The sequence below is a fragment of the Arthrobacter sp. TMN-50 genome, assembly GCF_054511125.1.
The window spans coordinates 41,944-55,498 of the sequence record NZ_JBTNDG010000015.1; the positions used below are offsets into that span (position 1 = coordinate 41,944).

Annotated in this window: 17 protein-coding genes; 6 read left to right on the top strand and 11 right to left on the bottom strand. The window is 62.3% G+C overall.

Features of this window, described 5'->3' with window-relative positions; genetic code table 11:
* Positions 1-2: 2 nt before the first annotated feature.
* A complete protein-coding gene (locus ACX80A_RS13645; RefSeq protein ID WP_459260298.1) occupies positions 3-404 on the top strand; it encodes a cytochrome c oxidase subunit 4 in 402 nt (133 codons plus the stop codon).
* Positions 405-521: 117 nt separating this feature from the next.
* On the opposite strand, the gene ACX80A_RS13650 is transcribed toward ACX80A_RS13645, so the two are convergent.
* Together ACX80A_RS13650 and ACX80A_RS13655 are read right to left on the bottom strand one after the other, a co-directional pair.
* A complete protein-coding gene (locus ACX80A_RS13650; RefSeq protein ID WP_459260299.1) occupies positions 522-2,258 on the bottom strand; it encodes an ABC1 kinase family protein in 1,737 nt (578 codons plus the stop codon).
* A gap of 5 nt (positions 2,259-2,263) precedes the next feature.
* Positions 2,264-2,806 carry a PadR family transcriptional regulator gene (locus ACX80A_RS13655; RefSeq protein ID WP_459260300.1) on the bottom strand — a complete coding sequence of 181 codons (543 nt, stop codon included), beginning with the start codon at positions 2,804-2,806 and terminating at the stop codon, positions 2,264-2,266.
* Positions 2,807-2,989: 183 nt separating this feature from the next.
* Here ACX80A_RS13655 and ACX80A_RS13660 point away from each other — a divergent pair, with 183 nt between their 5' ends.
* Positions 2,990-3,775 carry a GntR family transcriptional regulator gene (locus ACX80A_RS13660; RefSeq protein ID WP_459260316.1) on the top strand — a complete coding sequence of 262 codons (786 nt, stop codon included), beginning with the start codon at positions 2,990-2,992 and terminating at the stop codon, positions 3,773-3,775.
* 103 nt (positions 3,776-3,878) lie between these two features.
* Here the strand turns inward: ACX80A_RS13660 and qcrB are convergent, their stop codons facing one another.
* The 4 genes from qcrB to ctaE all read right to left on the bottom strand — a co-directional run bounded on the left by qcrB (position 3,879) and on the right by ctaE (position 8,185).
* The gene (qcrB, locus tag ACX80A_RS13665) at positions 3,879-5,561 is read right to left on the bottom strand and encodes a cytochrome bc1 complex cytochrome b subunit (protein ID WP_459260301.1); all 1,683 of its coding nucleotides are present in this window, start codon (positions 5,559-5,561) and stop codon (positions 3,879-3,881) included.
* Position 5,562: 1 nt separating this feature from the next.
* Positions 5,563-6,588, bottom strand: a complete 1,026-nt coding sequence (qcrA, locus tag ACX80A_RS13670; RefSeq protein ID WP_459260302.1) for a cytochrome bc1 complex Rieske iron-sulfur subunit — start codon at positions 6,586-6,588, stop codon at positions 5,563-5,565.
* 85 nt (positions 6,589-6,673) lie between these two features.
* Positions 6,674-7,459 carry a cytochrome bc1 complex diheme cytochrome c subunit gene (gene qcrC, locus ACX80A_RS13675; protein ID WP_459260303.1) on the bottom strand — a complete coding sequence of 262 codons (786 nt, stop codon included), beginning with the start codon at positions 7,457-7,459 and terminating at the stop codon, positions 6,674-6,676.
* 87 nt (positions 7,460-7,546) lie between these two features.
* The gene (gene ctaE / locus ACX80A_RS13680) at positions 7,547-8,185 is read right to left on the bottom strand and encodes an aa3-type cytochrome oxidase subunit III (RefSeq protein WP_459260304.1); all 639 of its coding nucleotides are present in this window, start codon (positions 8,183-8,185) and stop codon (positions 7,547-7,549) included.
* 148 nt (positions 8,186-8,333) lie between these two features.
* Between ctaE and trpD the strand changes: the two genes are divergently transcribed.
* Positions 8,334-9,398 carry an anthranilate phosphoribosyltransferase gene (trpD, locus tag ACX80A_RS13685; RefSeq protein WP_459260305.1) on the top strand — a complete coding sequence of 355 codons (1,065 nt, stop codon included), beginning with the start codon at positions 8,334-8,336 and terminating at the stop codon, positions 9,396-9,398.
* Here trpD and ACX80A_RS13690 read toward each other — a convergent pair.
* From ACX80A_RS13690 to ACX80A_RS13705, 4 genes are read right to left on the bottom strand one after another with little or no spacing between them, the layout of a single operon-like run.
* On the bottom strand, positions 9,395-10,120 hold the full coding sequence (locus tag ACX80A_RS13690; RefSeq protein WP_459260306.1) for a copper homeostasis protein CutC: 726 nt from the start codon (positions 10,118-10,120) through the stop codon (positions 9,395-9,397). The genes trpD and ACX80A_RS13690 overlap by 4 nt on opposite strands.
* A gap of 1 nt (position 10,121) precedes the next feature.
* Positions 10,122-10,403: an Lrp/AsnC family transcriptional regulator gene (locus tag ACX80A_RS13695; protein WP_459260307.1), complete on the bottom strand. Its 282-nt coding sequence runs from the start codon at positions 10,401-10,403 to the stop codon at positions 10,122-10,124.
* Positions 10,404-10,461: 58 nt separating this feature from the next.
* A complete protein-coding gene (locus tag ACX80A_RS13700; protein WP_459260308.1) occupies positions 10,462-10,902 on the bottom strand; it encodes a DUF3054 domain-containing protein in 441 nt (146 codons plus the stop codon).
* On the bottom strand, positions 10,833-11,609 hold the full coding sequence (locus tag ACX80A_RS13705; RefSeq protein ID WP_459260309.1) for an alpha/beta fold hydrolase: 777 nt from the start codon (positions 11,607-11,609) through the stop codon (positions 10,833-10,835). The genes ACX80A_RS13700 and ACX80A_RS13705 overlap by 70 nt, the downstream gene beginning before the upstream one ends.
* Before the next feature lie 105 nt (positions 11,610-11,714).
* Here ACX80A_RS13705 and ACX80A_RS13710 point away from each other — a divergent pair, with 105 nt between their 5' ends.
* The gene (locus ACX80A_RS13710; protein ID WP_459260310.1) at positions 11,715-11,990 is read left to right on the top strand and encodes a DUF2277 domain-containing protein; all 276 of its coding nucleotides are present in this window, start codon (positions 11,715-11,717) and stop codon (positions 11,988-11,990) included.
* Positions 11,991-12,072: 82 nt separating this feature from the next.
* Complete coding sequence (locus ACX80A_RS13715) at positions 12,073-12,483, top strand: VOC family protein (RefSeq protein ID WP_459260311.1); 411 nt, start codon at positions 12,073-12,075, stop codon at positions 12,481-12,483.
* Positions 12,484-12,606: 123 nt separating this feature from the next.
* Here the strand turns inward: ACX80A_RS13715 and ACX80A_RS13720 are convergent, their stop codons facing one another.
* Positions 12,607-13,371 (bottom strand): alpha/beta fold hydrolase, encoded by a 765-nt coding sequence (locus ACX80A_RS13720; protein ID WP_459260312.1) that lies wholly within the window; start codon positions 13,369-13,371, stop codon positions 12,607-12,609.
* Between ACX80A_RS13720 and ACX80A_RS13725 the strand changes: the two genes are divergently transcribed.
* Positions 13,370-13,555 (top strand): hypothetical protein (locus ACX80A_RS13725; RefSeq protein ID WP_459260313.1); only part of this gene is annotated, 186 nt, incomplete at its 3' end. The genes ACX80A_RS13720 and ACX80A_RS13725 overlap by 2 nt on opposite strands.

Consider the following 13,555-nt stretch of genomic DNA (forward strand, 5'->3'; position numbering starts at 1 on the left):
ACATGAAGGTTGAAACCGGACTTTTCTTATGGGGAGTACCTTTCTTCGTCGTCGTGGCCGTGGTTTACGGCTACCTCACCGGCTGGAACGAATATGTCGGATTCCTCGGCATCCTACTCGTCGGTGGACTTGCAGCGATGATCGCGTTCTACCTGGGGTTCACCGGCCGTAGGGTCGGAATGCGTCCCGAGGATAGGCTGGACGCCGAGATCCACGAGGGTTCAGGCGAGCAGGGCCACTTCAGTCCCTGGAGTTGGTGGCCCTTGTTGCTCGGTCTGTCGGCCGCGACCGGGTTCCTCGGCCTGGCTGCAGGCTTTTGGATCCTCTACATCAGTCTCGGCATGGTCGTGATAGCACTCGTCGGTTGGGTGTTCGAGTACAGCCGCGGAGATCACGCCCACTAACCAGGTCTAATGGAATCAACTCAGACAGATGGGCCCCCACCACACGGTGGGGGCCCATTTTTCATTGGGTGGTACTCGCTCAGTCCGGTTCGGACCACCGGTGCTACGGGCTGCCCGTCAGAGCCCGCGTCGTCCTGCCCAGAGCCCATGCAACAGCGGAACTGATGAGATTGTCATCAGCACGGTCCCGAGCACCGTGTCGTCAGCTCGGACCACTGCGCCAGCGACGAGTAGTGCACCGAAGATCAGCGCCGACGCCGCCCGTTGCGCTGCGCGGTCGAGGCGTGCCAGACGGAGTTCGAGACGCGGGGTGGCCACCGACAGTGAGCCTTCTTCGATACGGCTAACAAGGCCATTGATGCGTTGCGGCAGGCGCAGGGCCACTCCAGCAGCTTCAAGTGCCTGCTGGGCAACGTCCTGCACTATGTTGCCTCGTTCGTCCCGAAGTAGTTGGGCGGCATAGGGCTCGACCGAATCCCAAAGATTGAAATGGGCGTCCAAGGAGCTGGCCACCCCCGAGGTTAGGGACATTGCACGGATAATGAGAAGAAAGTTTTCCGGCAACTGGAACGGCAGCGCACGAACCAGGTCGCCGAACTCAACGGCGAAATCGATGAATTCCCGTGGATCCACCTCACGGAGCTCTGCGAATCCCATGCCGCCGAATCGAGCGAACAGTTGAGTCATTGCCCGTTCGAGTTCGGCAGTATCAGCTGATGGAACTAGCACTCCCACATCACTGATTGCTGTGACCAGGCCCCTACCGTCACGCGAGGCGGCAGCGATCAGGAGCTTACGCAGACCGTTACGGGTACTGGGAGGAACCTCACCCATCATGCCGAAGTCGATGAACGTCAGCTTCCACGGATGGGGTGCGGTCTTCCCATTGGGCAAATTGGGGATCGAACCGCGGGTAGGAGTGACGAAGATATTACCTGGGTGCGGATCAGCATGAAAGAAGCCGTTGGTAAACAGCTGGTCAAACATGACCGCCGCAAACACCGGGGCAACCTGCGCCGGATCAATGCCGGCAGCCAAAAGTGCCGGGGTATCGGTAATCTTGATCGCGGTGACGTCCTGGAGCGTGAGGACGCGGCGAGTGCTTCGCTCCCAAACGACGTCGGGCACGGCAACCCTGTCATCGTGGACGAAATCGGCAGCGAACCGTTCGAGATTCGCTGCTTCATGCAAATAGTCGATTTCCTCAAGGCTGATCTGCGCGAATTCCTCGACCAGTGCCGGCATGTCAGCGCGAGAGGACACCAGGCGGACGTGGCTGAGCCAACCGCCAACTTTCCGCAGTGCTGCAAGATCGACGTCGACAATGGTGCCGATGCCGGGACGCTGCACCTTGAGCACCACGTTGTCGAGCCCGGTATCGGAGGAGTCGCCGGGACGAAGCCTCGCCCTGTGCGCCTGGCCGAAGGATGCTGCGGCAATTGGTGTCTCATCAACTGACGCGAACACCTGGTCGAGCGGCGCTCCCAGTTCGGCCTCGGCGAGGGCACGGATGTAGGGGAAGGGGACCGCGGGCACTTCATCCTGCAGCCCTTCCAGCTCGGCAGTGATTTCCGGGGGGAGCACATCCAGTCGCGATGAGAGGAACTGTCCGACTTTGATCATCAGGCCGCCAAGGTCAACAGCGAGAACCCGGAAGCGCTGCGCGAAACGCAGCATTCGCCGCGTCCGGGTTCGTTCGGCAATCCTGCCCAGCCGGATGCGCGGAAGGAACACCTCAAACCACCAGGTTGCCGCCAGATGCCAGGCGGCAAAGCGGAGGATGCGGCGGTAACGGGCTCGGGTGTCCCCGAGGCTGGGCAACGGATCTGACTGGTTCCGGCGACCCCACCTCACGCGCGTCAGTCCTGGGCGAGGATGGAGTACAACCGACGACGGGCATCGTTGAGGACCTTGATGGCCTCCTGCACCTGCTCCGGGGATCCCGTTCGGCCTACCTGAGCGGCAGCCTGTGCCAGTTCAACGCCCGCCTTGGGTAAAGCCGCAAACCCCGCCCCGGTTCCCTGCCCAGTCGCTGACCATGGTGTCGCGGCGCCCGCACCCGCCACTTCTTCGCGGCCTGACTCAGTCAGTGAATAAATCTTTCGTCCGTTGGACTCCTCGGCGCTGATGAGGCCCTCATCGGCCAGGAGTTGCAGGGTGGGGTAGACGGAGCCGGCGCTTGGTTTCCAACTGCCGCCGCTACGTTCCTCGATTTCATGAATGATCTGGTAACCGTGCATTGGCCGCTCAGCAAGAAGAGCGAGGACCGCCGACCGCACCTCGCCTCGGCCAGCCCGGGTGCCCGCCCGTTTTTCGAACCGTGACCGCAGTTCTTCAACCGCCTGCCACATACCATCGATGTTGTTGCCGCCGAATCCGCCAGCCGGGTAAGAATTGCGCATGATAGTCTCCTGAGTCGTCTCCAACGATATATAACGATAGTGAACGATACCTCGCTAAGCCTGGACAGGACCACTGACGTTTGGCCCATATCCGGCCAATGAAGCCGCATCAATCTGGCCCCTAGAATGGGAGCACCCATGTTGCCTGCTGCCCGAAGGAGGGTCTTGGCGTTGTCGAACACGTTGCTGCGCTCGTTGGAGCGCGGGTTGAACCCCGAATCGTCGACGCCGAAGCACGTGCAGCTCCGGGAAATCCTTCGCGAGCTGATCAGTGCGCACGCGGAGCCTGGCACCGCCATTCCATCCGAGCGGGAACTCGCCCAACACTTCGGGGTGGCCAGGATGACAGTGCGGCACGCGATTGACGCCCTGGTTGCTGAGGAGATCCTTGAACGGATCGTGGGGCTGGGCACCTTCGTGGCACACACGAAGCTCGACCTGCAGATGAAGCTCACCTCCTACAGCGAAGAGATGCATCGGCGCGGCATGGTTCCCGACGCCCGTGTCCTTAGCTTCGAACAGATCGGGGCTACGCCCCTGATCGCACGGGAGCTGCAACTGGAACAGGGCCAGCCGGTGGTGCGGTTCAGGCGACAGTTGCTGGCCGACGGCGAACCCATGAGTGTTGACGAAAACTTCATCCCGGCCCACCGGGTGCCGGGAATTCTTGAGCAACCGGCGCCGACCTCGCTATACAACGTCCTCAGCGAACGGTTTGGACTGGTGATGGAGTGGGGGGAGGATACCATTGAGGCGACGGCAGCGTCCGCGTCGATAGCCAGGCTGCTCAACGTGGATCTGGGGGCGCCGCTCCTGAAAATTCAGCGGCACGCCTATGTGGCGAGGTCGATGATCGACTATTCGGTGTCCTACTATCGGGCGGACCGTTACAAGCTTTGGGTTCCGCTCCAGCGCCCAGGGGTACGTTCTCCGCGCGCCTATACCGCCAACCGGCTCAACAGTCACTGACTGCCAGGGATGGCAGCCAGAAGCCCAGGAGGGTAGCCTCTGGGGACATGAAACGAAAGACCCGGTCCAGCATAGAACTGGACCGGGTCTCTCCTTCCGGGACCTATCGTGAAACCGCGGCCTTGTCGTGCTGTTCAGCGATAGCGTCGTGGTGTTCGTGGGAGTGGGCTGCTTCCAGTTCGGCCGGAGTTACCGGAGCGACCCGATCCTCGAAGAAGAAGCGTGACAACCGTCCACGCGCCTTCTCGGTCCTCGTGACATGTCCGTTGACATCAGCCGCGGCGGGCAGGACGCCATGGGACTCAAAGTTGACCAGGTTGTAGCGCTTGTACTCATCAAGCGGTTCGTGCACCTCAATGAACTCGCCGTGGGGGAGTCGCACAATCCGGCCGGTCTCCCGACCGTGCAGCGCGATTTCACGATCCTTGCGCTGCAGGGCCAAGGCGATGCGCTGGGCAACCATGAAGCCGATGACCGGGCCCACGAAGAACAACACCCGCAACCAGTAGGTGACGTCGTTCAGTGAAACGAAGAAGTGGGTGGCGATCAGGTCCGAGCTGGCTGCTGCCCACATGATGCAGTAGAACGTGACACCGGCAACCCCGACTGCGGTACGGAACGGTGCGTTGCGTGGACGGTCCAGCAGGTGGTGTTCGCGCTTGTCCTTCGTCAACCAGGACTCGATCCACGGCCAGGCGAACATCAGGGTGAAGACGATCCCGGCAGGGACGAGCGCTGGAATGAGCACGTTCAGGGAGAGCGTGTTCACGCCCCACGGCATGGCGAGTTCCCATTCCAGTGGGAAGCCCCCGACAACGCCAGGCATCAGCCGCAGCGCGCCGTCTACCCAACCGATGTACCAGTCGGGCTGGGTGCCCGCCGATACGGGGGAGGGATCGTAGGGGCCGTAGTTCCAGATCGGGTTGATCGTGAAGGCTGCCGAGATGGCTGCAATGATGCCGAACACGATGAAAAAAAATCCACCAGCTTTCGCCGCGTAAACCGGTCCCACGGGGAAACCGACCACGTTGTCGTTCGTGCGGCCCGGGCCGGGGAACTGGGTGTGCTTGTGGGTGACCACCATGAACAGGTGAATGACGATCAACAGCAAGATGATGGCCGGGATCAGGAGGATATGCAGTACATACAGCCGGGGGATGATCACCGTACCCGGGAACTCGCCACCGAAGAGGAAGAAGCTGATGTAGGTACCGACGACCGGAATGGACTTGATCACACCATCGATAATGCGCAGACCGTTACCGGAGAGCAGATCATCCGGGAGGGAGTATCCGGTGAAACCGGCAGCCATCGCCAGGATCAGCAGGACGCAACCCACCACCCAGTTGAGCTCACGTGGCCGGCGGAACGCCCCGGTGAAGAAGACACGGAGCATGTGAACCGAGACGGCCGCTACGAAGAGTAGTGCCGACCAGTGGTGGACCTGACGCATGAAGAGCCCACCACGAATATCGAACGAGATGTTCAGTGACGTGGCATAGGCTTCGGACATTTCCACGCCGCGCAGCGGTATGTAGCTGCCCTCGTAATGGGTCTCCGCCATCGAGGGATCGAAGAAGAAGGTCAGGAAAGTCCCGGAAAGGAGCAGAATGACGAATGAATACAGGGCCACCTCTCCGAACATGAAGGACCAGTGGTCCGGGAATATTTTCCGGCCGAATTCCTTGACCATGCCCGATCCGCCGACCCGTGAGTCGACGTAGTCGGTGATTTTTCCAACGCTGGTTTTCGGTTGATAGGTGCTGTGCGTTGTGGTGCTGCTCATGTCAGCCACGCTCCCAGAAACTCGGTCCTACAGGCTCTTGAAAATCGCTGGTAGCGATGAGGTAGCCCTCGTCATCAACGGCGATGGGCAGCTGCGGTAGCGGTCGTGTAGCCGGACCGAAGATGACCTTGCATTCCTGCGTCAGGTCAAACGTCGACTGGTGGCACGGGCAAAGCAGGTGGTGGGTCTGCTGTTCATACAGAGCAACAGGGCAACCCACGTGCGTGCAAATCTTGGAGTAGGCGACAATACCCTCGTAGCCCCAGTCTTCGCGTTCCGGGGAAGGGTTGAGCGACTCGGGGTTCAGGCGCATCAACAGCACAACTGCCTTGGCCTTCTCCTCGAGGTAGTGCTCGGAGTCCGAGAGTCCCTCAGGGATGACGTGGAACGCCGACCCGACGGTCACGTCGGAAGCCTTGATGGGGGTACCGCTCGGGTCCCGTGCCAGCCGCATACCCGATTCCCAGAACGTGTGCCGTAGCGAATCGCCGGGAAGGGGACCGAGGTCGCGAAAGATGAAGACTGCTGGAAGGGGAGCCAGGATCATGGCACCGAGCAGGGTGTTGCGGATGAGGGGGCGACGCTTGATGCCGGTCTCTTCAACGATGTCGTTGATGATCTTCTCGGCGTCCGCGCGGTCTGCCTCGGTGCGGATCTCGTGACGGTCCTCGGACACTTCGTGGTCGGGCATCAGGGTCTTGGCCCAGTGCACGATGCCCACGCCGATCCCCAGCATGGCGAATGCAGTGCCGAGGCCGAGGGTGAGGTTCTGCAGGCGAAGGGTCGCGATGGTCTCATCAAGGGGAATGAGGAAGTAGCCGACGAAGAACAGAACGGTGCCAAGAATCGACACCAGGAAGAGGATCGCTACCTGCCGTTCGGCACGTTTTTCGGCTCGCGGGTCCCTGTCAGCAAGGCGGGGACGGTGCGGTGGCAATCCAGGGTTCTGGAACTTCTGCACATCGCCCTGACCGGGCCTAGCTACGACGCCAGTACTCTCTGGACTGCCGTGACTATGATCGGCCATGATCCCTCGCATCCTTCTGATGAAACTCTGCTTGTGGTGTGTTATTGAGTGTGGTGTCGTTACCCGGGGAGTGCATCATGGTGGGCTAGGACGATCGAGCCGTGAGCCAGACGGTGAAGGCGATGATGACGCCCAGCCCGGCTACCCAGATGAACAGGCCTTCGGAGACCGGGCCGAGTGCGCCCAGATCGGCGCCGCCCGGGGAACCCTGCTCGTCGATCGTCTCAAGGAAGGCGATGACGTCGCGCTTGTCTTCGGGAGTGATGTTCGCATCGTTGAAGACGGGCATGTTCTGCGGACCGGTGACCATCGCCTCGTACGTGTGCTTCGCCGTCGAACCAGAGAGGGCTGGCGCGAACTTTCCACGGGTGAGGGCGCCGCCCGCTGCAGCCGCGTTGTGGCACATGGCGCAGTTCACTCGGAAGATCACGCCGCCGTTGGCGGGATCCGCGTCACTCGTGTCCAGGTCTTCCTCGCCGGGGATGCTGGGGCCCGCACCGAGGGAGGCTACGTAGGCAGCCATCTGCATGGTCTGCTCGTCGTTGAACTGGGGTGGTTTGACCTGGGCCTGCGGGCCCTGCATCTGCATTGGCATCCGGCCGGTGCCGACCTGGAAGTCAACCGATGCTGCGCCTACGCCGACCAACGACGGACCATTGTCTGTTCCGATGGCTCCGACTCCGTGACAGGTGGCGCAGTTGGCGATGAACAACTTTTCGCCCTCGGCCACCTCATCGGCGGAAAAGCTCTGTGCCTTGGCTTCGTTGGTGCTGCTCGCCAGGGCATAGACGCCGCCCGTGAAGAGTAATCCGATGAGCAACAAAGCTACCGCTGCCAGGGGATGACGTCGCCGTTGCGAAAGTGCCTTCACTTGCTGGTTCCTGCCTTCTGTCGTGCAATCACTGCCGGTACCGCTTGATGGAATTCTACACCCAGTAGAAGAAGCTTCAACTAAGGGTTACTTCAGGAAGTAAATGATGATGAACAACGCGATCCAGACGACGTCAACGAAGTGCCAGTAGTACGACACAACGATTGCGGAGGTGGCCTCAAAGTGGCCGAATCGTTTGGCGGCGAAGCCGCGTCCGATGATGAACAGGAAGGCGATCAGCCCGCCGAGAACATGGAGTCCGTGGAAGCCGGTCGTGATGTAAAACGATGAACCGTAGGCGTTGGAGGAGAGCGATACGCCCTCGGAAACCAGCACCGCGTACTCATAGCCTTGCACTGCCACAAAGATGGAGCCCATGAGGAAGGTCAACAGGAACCATTCGATCATGCCCCACTTGAGGGGGGAGAAGACGCTTCCGGCGCGGCGCGGCTGCAACCGCTCTGCGGCGAAGACACCGAATTGGCAAGTCACCGAGCTCAGCACGAGGATGATCGTGTTGATCAGGGCGAACGGCACGTTCAGCTTTTCGGTCTCCAGTGCCCACATTTCGCTCGAGGTGGATCGCAGCGTGAAGTACATGGCGAATAGTCCGGCGAAGAACATCAGTTCGCTGGAGAGCCAAACAACGGTTCCTACGGAGACCATGTTGGGGCGGTTCAGCGTCGGATGCGCCGTGGTACTGGGGGCTTGGGTCGCAGATGTCACAGAGCCATTATGTCTCTAAAAAGGACCAGTTCACCAATGCACGGGATGCTCCGGCGCGTCCTCACTGCCGAGGTGGCCTCGTCAGCCCAGTAACGGCGCGGAAGATGCCAACAGATGACTTTCTACAATTCGTAGATAACCTTGAGGGGTGACGACGATTTCCAGCCCCGCCAGCGGATCACCGACCTGGCCCGCACTGATCTCAGCCCTGATCCGGGGGGACAATCTGTCCTCGAATCAGACCCGTTGGGCGATGGACCAGATCATGGAGGGCGAGGCCTCCCATGCGCAGATTGGCGGCTTCCTGGTCGGCCTGCGGAGCAAGGGCGAGACGATTGGTGAACTGGTCGGCCTGGTGGAAGCGATGCTGGCCCGCGCGCACCACATCGTGGTGCCCGGGCCCACCCTTGACATTGTGGGCACAGGTGGGGACGGCCTGAATACGCTGAACATCTCCACCATGTCATCGCTGGTTGCGGTGGGTGCCGGCGCCAGGGTAGTCAAGCATGGCAACCGCAGCGCGTCATCGTCCGCCGGTGCCGCCGACGTGATCGAGGCGCTCGGAGTTCGGCTCGACCTGTCGATTGACGACGTCGCCCGCTCGGCCGAGGAGGCTGGAATCACGTTCTGTTTCGCTCAGGTGTTTCACCCCTCCATGCGCCATGTGGCGGTCCCGCGGCGTGAGCTTGGGATTCCCACTGCCTTCAACTTTCTGGGACCCCTGAGCAACCCGGCAGGGGTCGATGCACAGGCAGTGGGCTGCGCGAGTGAGCGGATGGCGCCACTGATGGCAGGGGTGCTGGCTGCGCGCAGCATCCGCGCACTGGTCTTCCGTGGCAGCGACGGGCGGGACAAGCTCACCACCAGTGGCTCGTCAACCATCTGGGAGGTCCGGGATGGCGCCGTCACCGAGCAGACGGTTCACCCGGACGATTTTGGGTTGCCGGTGGCGCCGGTCGACGCTCTTCGCGGTGCAGACGCGGTAAGCAATGCCCGGGTGGTGCGCGCCCTGTTGGCGGGAGAACAAGGGCCGGTGCGGGACGCCGTCGTGCTGAATGCTGCAGCCGGACTGGTAGCGTACGGCGCCGATCACGAGGAACCGCTGGTGGACAGGATCCGGGCGGGAATGCGGCGGGCCGAGCGCTCGATTGATTCCGGAGCGGCTCAGGCGTCTCTGGAGAAATGGGTGCGGGTGACCGGCGGTTCGGCCTAGCTCAGTAGGTTAGCCTCGTGGATCACCGCAGTCACCAGCAGCGGGTCGGTGGCCTGGTAGCTGTTCCCCTCGGTATCGGCGGCGCCGAGAGGCACGCCTACTCCGGAGGGGTGATGGGTTGCCTTGGCCGAGAGGTGGACTTCGGTGATGCCGGCGGCCGCGAGCCGCGGCAGGTCGTCGGGAACCACCCCACCGCCGGCCAGGATGGTCAGGCCGCTACTGGCCGCTGCCATGGCCCGCAGCGCCGTGATGCCCCGCCCCGCTGTGGGTGCGCCACCGGAGGCCAGGACCCTGGCAAATCCGGCGTCCTTGATGGGGGCCAGTGCGCCGAGCGGTGAAGGGGTGTGGTCGATTGCCCGGTGGAAAGTGTAGTCCAGTTCCGGAGCCACCTGGCGCAGGGTGCGGATGGCACCGGCGTCCACCCCGCCTGCCCCGGTCAGGACCCCCACGACAACGCCCGCCGCTCCCTCAGCGGCGGCCGTCGCAATGTCGTCGGCCATCAAATCAAGCTCGACGGGGGAGTACCTGAATCCTCCAGGCCGGGGACGGATCAGCACGTGAAGCGGCAGCGCCGGAACCGTCGTCCGGACCTGCCGGATCAATCCGATCGAGGGAGTCAGCCCGCCCAGCGGGAGGCCAATGCACAGCTCGACGCGCACCGCACCGGCGTCGTACGCAATCGCGGCACCGGCGGTATCCTGAACCGCGATTTCGACCCGCATCCTAGCCTTCGAAGCCCAGCGAAAAGGCGGCATCCAGATCATGCTTCGAGTAGGAGCGGAACGCGATCTGGGTAGTGGTGGACTCAACGCCGTCAATTTTGGAGAGCCGGTCAGCAATTACGTCGGCGAGGTCCTCGTGGCGGCTGACCCTGGCGATGGCGATGAGGTCCCATTCGCCGGTCACCGAGTACACCTCGCTGATGCCCTCGATGTCGGAGATCTCCTGGGCGCACTCGGGAATCCGTGAGGCATCGGTCTGGATCAGGACAAAGGCGGTGATCATGGCGTATCTCCTTGGCGAGGGTGGCGGAAGTGGCTGGTGGTTACGGTCCCCAACAAACCTATCCTGAAGTGGTGCGGCGTGGCATGATCAGCGCCGAGACGGCGCGGGGGAGGAGCAATAGGACGCCGAGCACACCGAGGGCGATGAGCTGGAAACTGACTGCCATTCCGCCGCCAAGAAGAGCGCGCAGGGCAAGACCGCCGAGGGCCGTGCCGAGCCAGATCAGGATGCCGGTGGGCAATAGCGCGGCGGGCGTCCGCCACGCCCGGGTCACGCCCCAGCTCAGCAAGCAGGCAGCAAGGAAAGGCCCGGCGGTGCTCAAGATACCGAGAAGAGCCAGGCCCGATTCGTGGGTGGAACGCCCGGTCGCAGCGAATACAACGATCAGTGCCAGATCGATTGCCAGCCAGGCGGCAACCAGTCGCCGGTTCAGGACGTGCTCTCCAGGATCAGGCGTGCGGTCTGTTCGGGTTGGTCCCAGTGCGGGAAGTGGCCACACTCGTCGAACCAGTGCAGCGACGCGTCGGGGAATCGCTTCTGTGCGGTAGCAGCCTGGCTGGGGACGGTGACCCGGTCCTGACGGCCCCATCCGATCACCACGGTGCCCGCGAGGGATCCTGCCGGGGTGCCCTGCTGTACCGGGCCCTCGATCAGCGAACGGCGGGCCTCGTCAAGGCTGGGAGAGGTCGAGAAGCCTTCCAGCTCGGTCAGCACCAGGCTCGGATCGAGTTGCCAGGGCTTCGCCGAGAACTGGGCAAGTAGCGCGCTCCGGCCGGCGGCCGAGCGGGTGAGGAACGGGAGCGCCGGCCGGATGGCACGCACCAGCGCGATGGAAGCGGTGATGCTGGCGCCGAAGACCCGCCGCTGGCCGCCGTTCCAGAATCCGCCCGGGTCCAGTGAGACGACGGTGCCGGCATGACCGCGCCGTGCCAGTTCGAGAACTATCCGCGCGCCCATTGAACTCCCCACCAGATCTATTCCGGTCAGCCCCTCGGTATGGATGAAGCGCTCAACGGCGTCGGCCAGGGTGCCCACCGTCACCGTCCCGATCAGGGGACGGGTCTGCCCGAAACCGGGCAGATCGACGGCGATCACGTCACGCTCGGCCGTCAGCGCCGGCACGATCGGGTCCCAGGTGCGAAGGCTCGATCCGAGGCCGTGCACCAGGAGAAGGGGTTTGCCGCTGCCGTGTCGTTCGAAATGCATCGTGATCCTTCGCTTGAGAGTGCTCCAACTTTAGACCTGGAATGCCGGAGAGCTGCACCGAAGTGGCTATTCCCCCGCTGGTGAACTAGGCCTACGCTATGGAACATGTGCAGAAACATCCGTAGTCTGTCCAATTTTGAACCGTCCGCTACGGACGATGAAATCCACGCAGCTGCCCTGCAGTTTGTGCGCAAAATCAGTGGATCAACTCGTCCGTCAAAGGCGAACCAGGAGGTGTTCGACGCTGCAGTCGAACGCATCGCCCATGTGACAGCGCACCTGCTCGAGGACCTGGTCACCACAGCGCCACCGAAGGATCGCGAGGTTGAAGCCGAGAAGCATAAGGCACGCTCAGCCAAGCGGTTCGCCACCACCAGTTGACCCGGAGTTGGGTCAGTTGCGCCGACGGGCAGGCCACAGGGGTCTGTCAGCAATAGTTCCGTCAGAACCGAAGGAGATTGTGATGACCACTCGTCTGAACCCCTACCTGAATTTTCAAGGCAATGCGCGGGAGGCGCTGACTTTCTATCAGTCGGTCTTCGCCGGTGAGCTGACCATGAGTACCTTCGACGATTACCAGGCCGCCCGGGACCCGTCAGATGCCGAGAAGATCATGCATGGGCAGCTGGAGACCGAGGCTGGCCTGGTGCTGATGGGTGCAGACGTTCCGAGCGGCATGAAGTACACGGAGGGCAACAATTTTTCGGTGTCGCTGAGCGGTGAGAATGAGGAGGAGCTTCGCGGCTACTGGGATGAGCTCTCGGGCAGCGGCTCGGTCACCGTTCCAATGGAGCGGGCGCCGTGGGGCGACACTTTCGGCATGTGCACCGACCGGTATGGCGTCGACTGGCTGGTCAATATCAGCGGCTCCTGACCCGATCCGGAGTCTTTCCGGTACACCGGAGCTGCGTGTCCCGCGGGTGCCCTTCTGCCCCGATCCTGCCGTCGATCTCCGATCTTTCCGACTCGGTCCCCAGAATAGTGTTTCACCCGCACCTTAGCGGTTGACCCACAGCGTGTTTGCAGGTCTGGCACTTTTCTTGACGCAGAGACTTGGTGATGGCTCGCGATCGACGGCAACGAGAATCGCTGCGCCCAGATCGGTCGGACGAGTAAATTGTGGCCAGTGTCCGGTGGGCAGATCAACATACTCGACATCGATGATGTAGGACAGTTCAGCAACATTGGGATCGCCGGCCTCGATCCAGTGTCTGAGCTGCGCTGAGTTGAATTCGCAGCAGATCACGGTCGCGGGGACTCCAAAGCGGCGCTTATCGTGAAGCCGTTGCTGCTGGGTCGCCACGCTTTTGGGCTGCGGGATCGCCCGCCGGGTGAAGGCTTCCCGCAGCTCAGTGGTAAGGTCCACAAGATCTTCGTCCTCAAAGTCATCCCAGTGGGGGAGCGGCAGGTCATCCCCATCCGACGGCAGCTCGTCGTTGATGACGCAGCCCTCACCGAGGGGACCGCTGTCCACGTAGACGCCCCGGAGTACGACGTCGGGCCGCTGATCGATGGCGCCGTAAATGATCGCCCCGCCAGCCGAGTGTCCCACTAGGACCACAGGTCCGCCGATGGAATCCACCGCGGTCACCACCGCGTCAATGTGCTGGCGGAGACCAATTCCGGCTCGTGGCGCATCTTTCGCCTCCAGCCCCGGAAGGGTAAGCGGGTGGACGTGGTGTCCAGCAGCGGTAAGCGGGGGAGTGACTTCGTCCCATGAGGATGCGTCCAGCCAGAATCCGGGTACCAGAATGATGTCCATGACGGGACCCTATGCCGCGGTGGGAGTTTGCGGCAACCATTTGCGCCAGCGTGAGTTTGGGGAGTCTCGGGCCTTAGAGCAGTGGGTTTCGGTCTCGGTGGTAGTGGTTTTGTCGGGGTTTCTGGGTTGGGTCAATATACGGGGGTGGGATGAACCAGGGAACCCGGTCCCTGACTTCGATCGT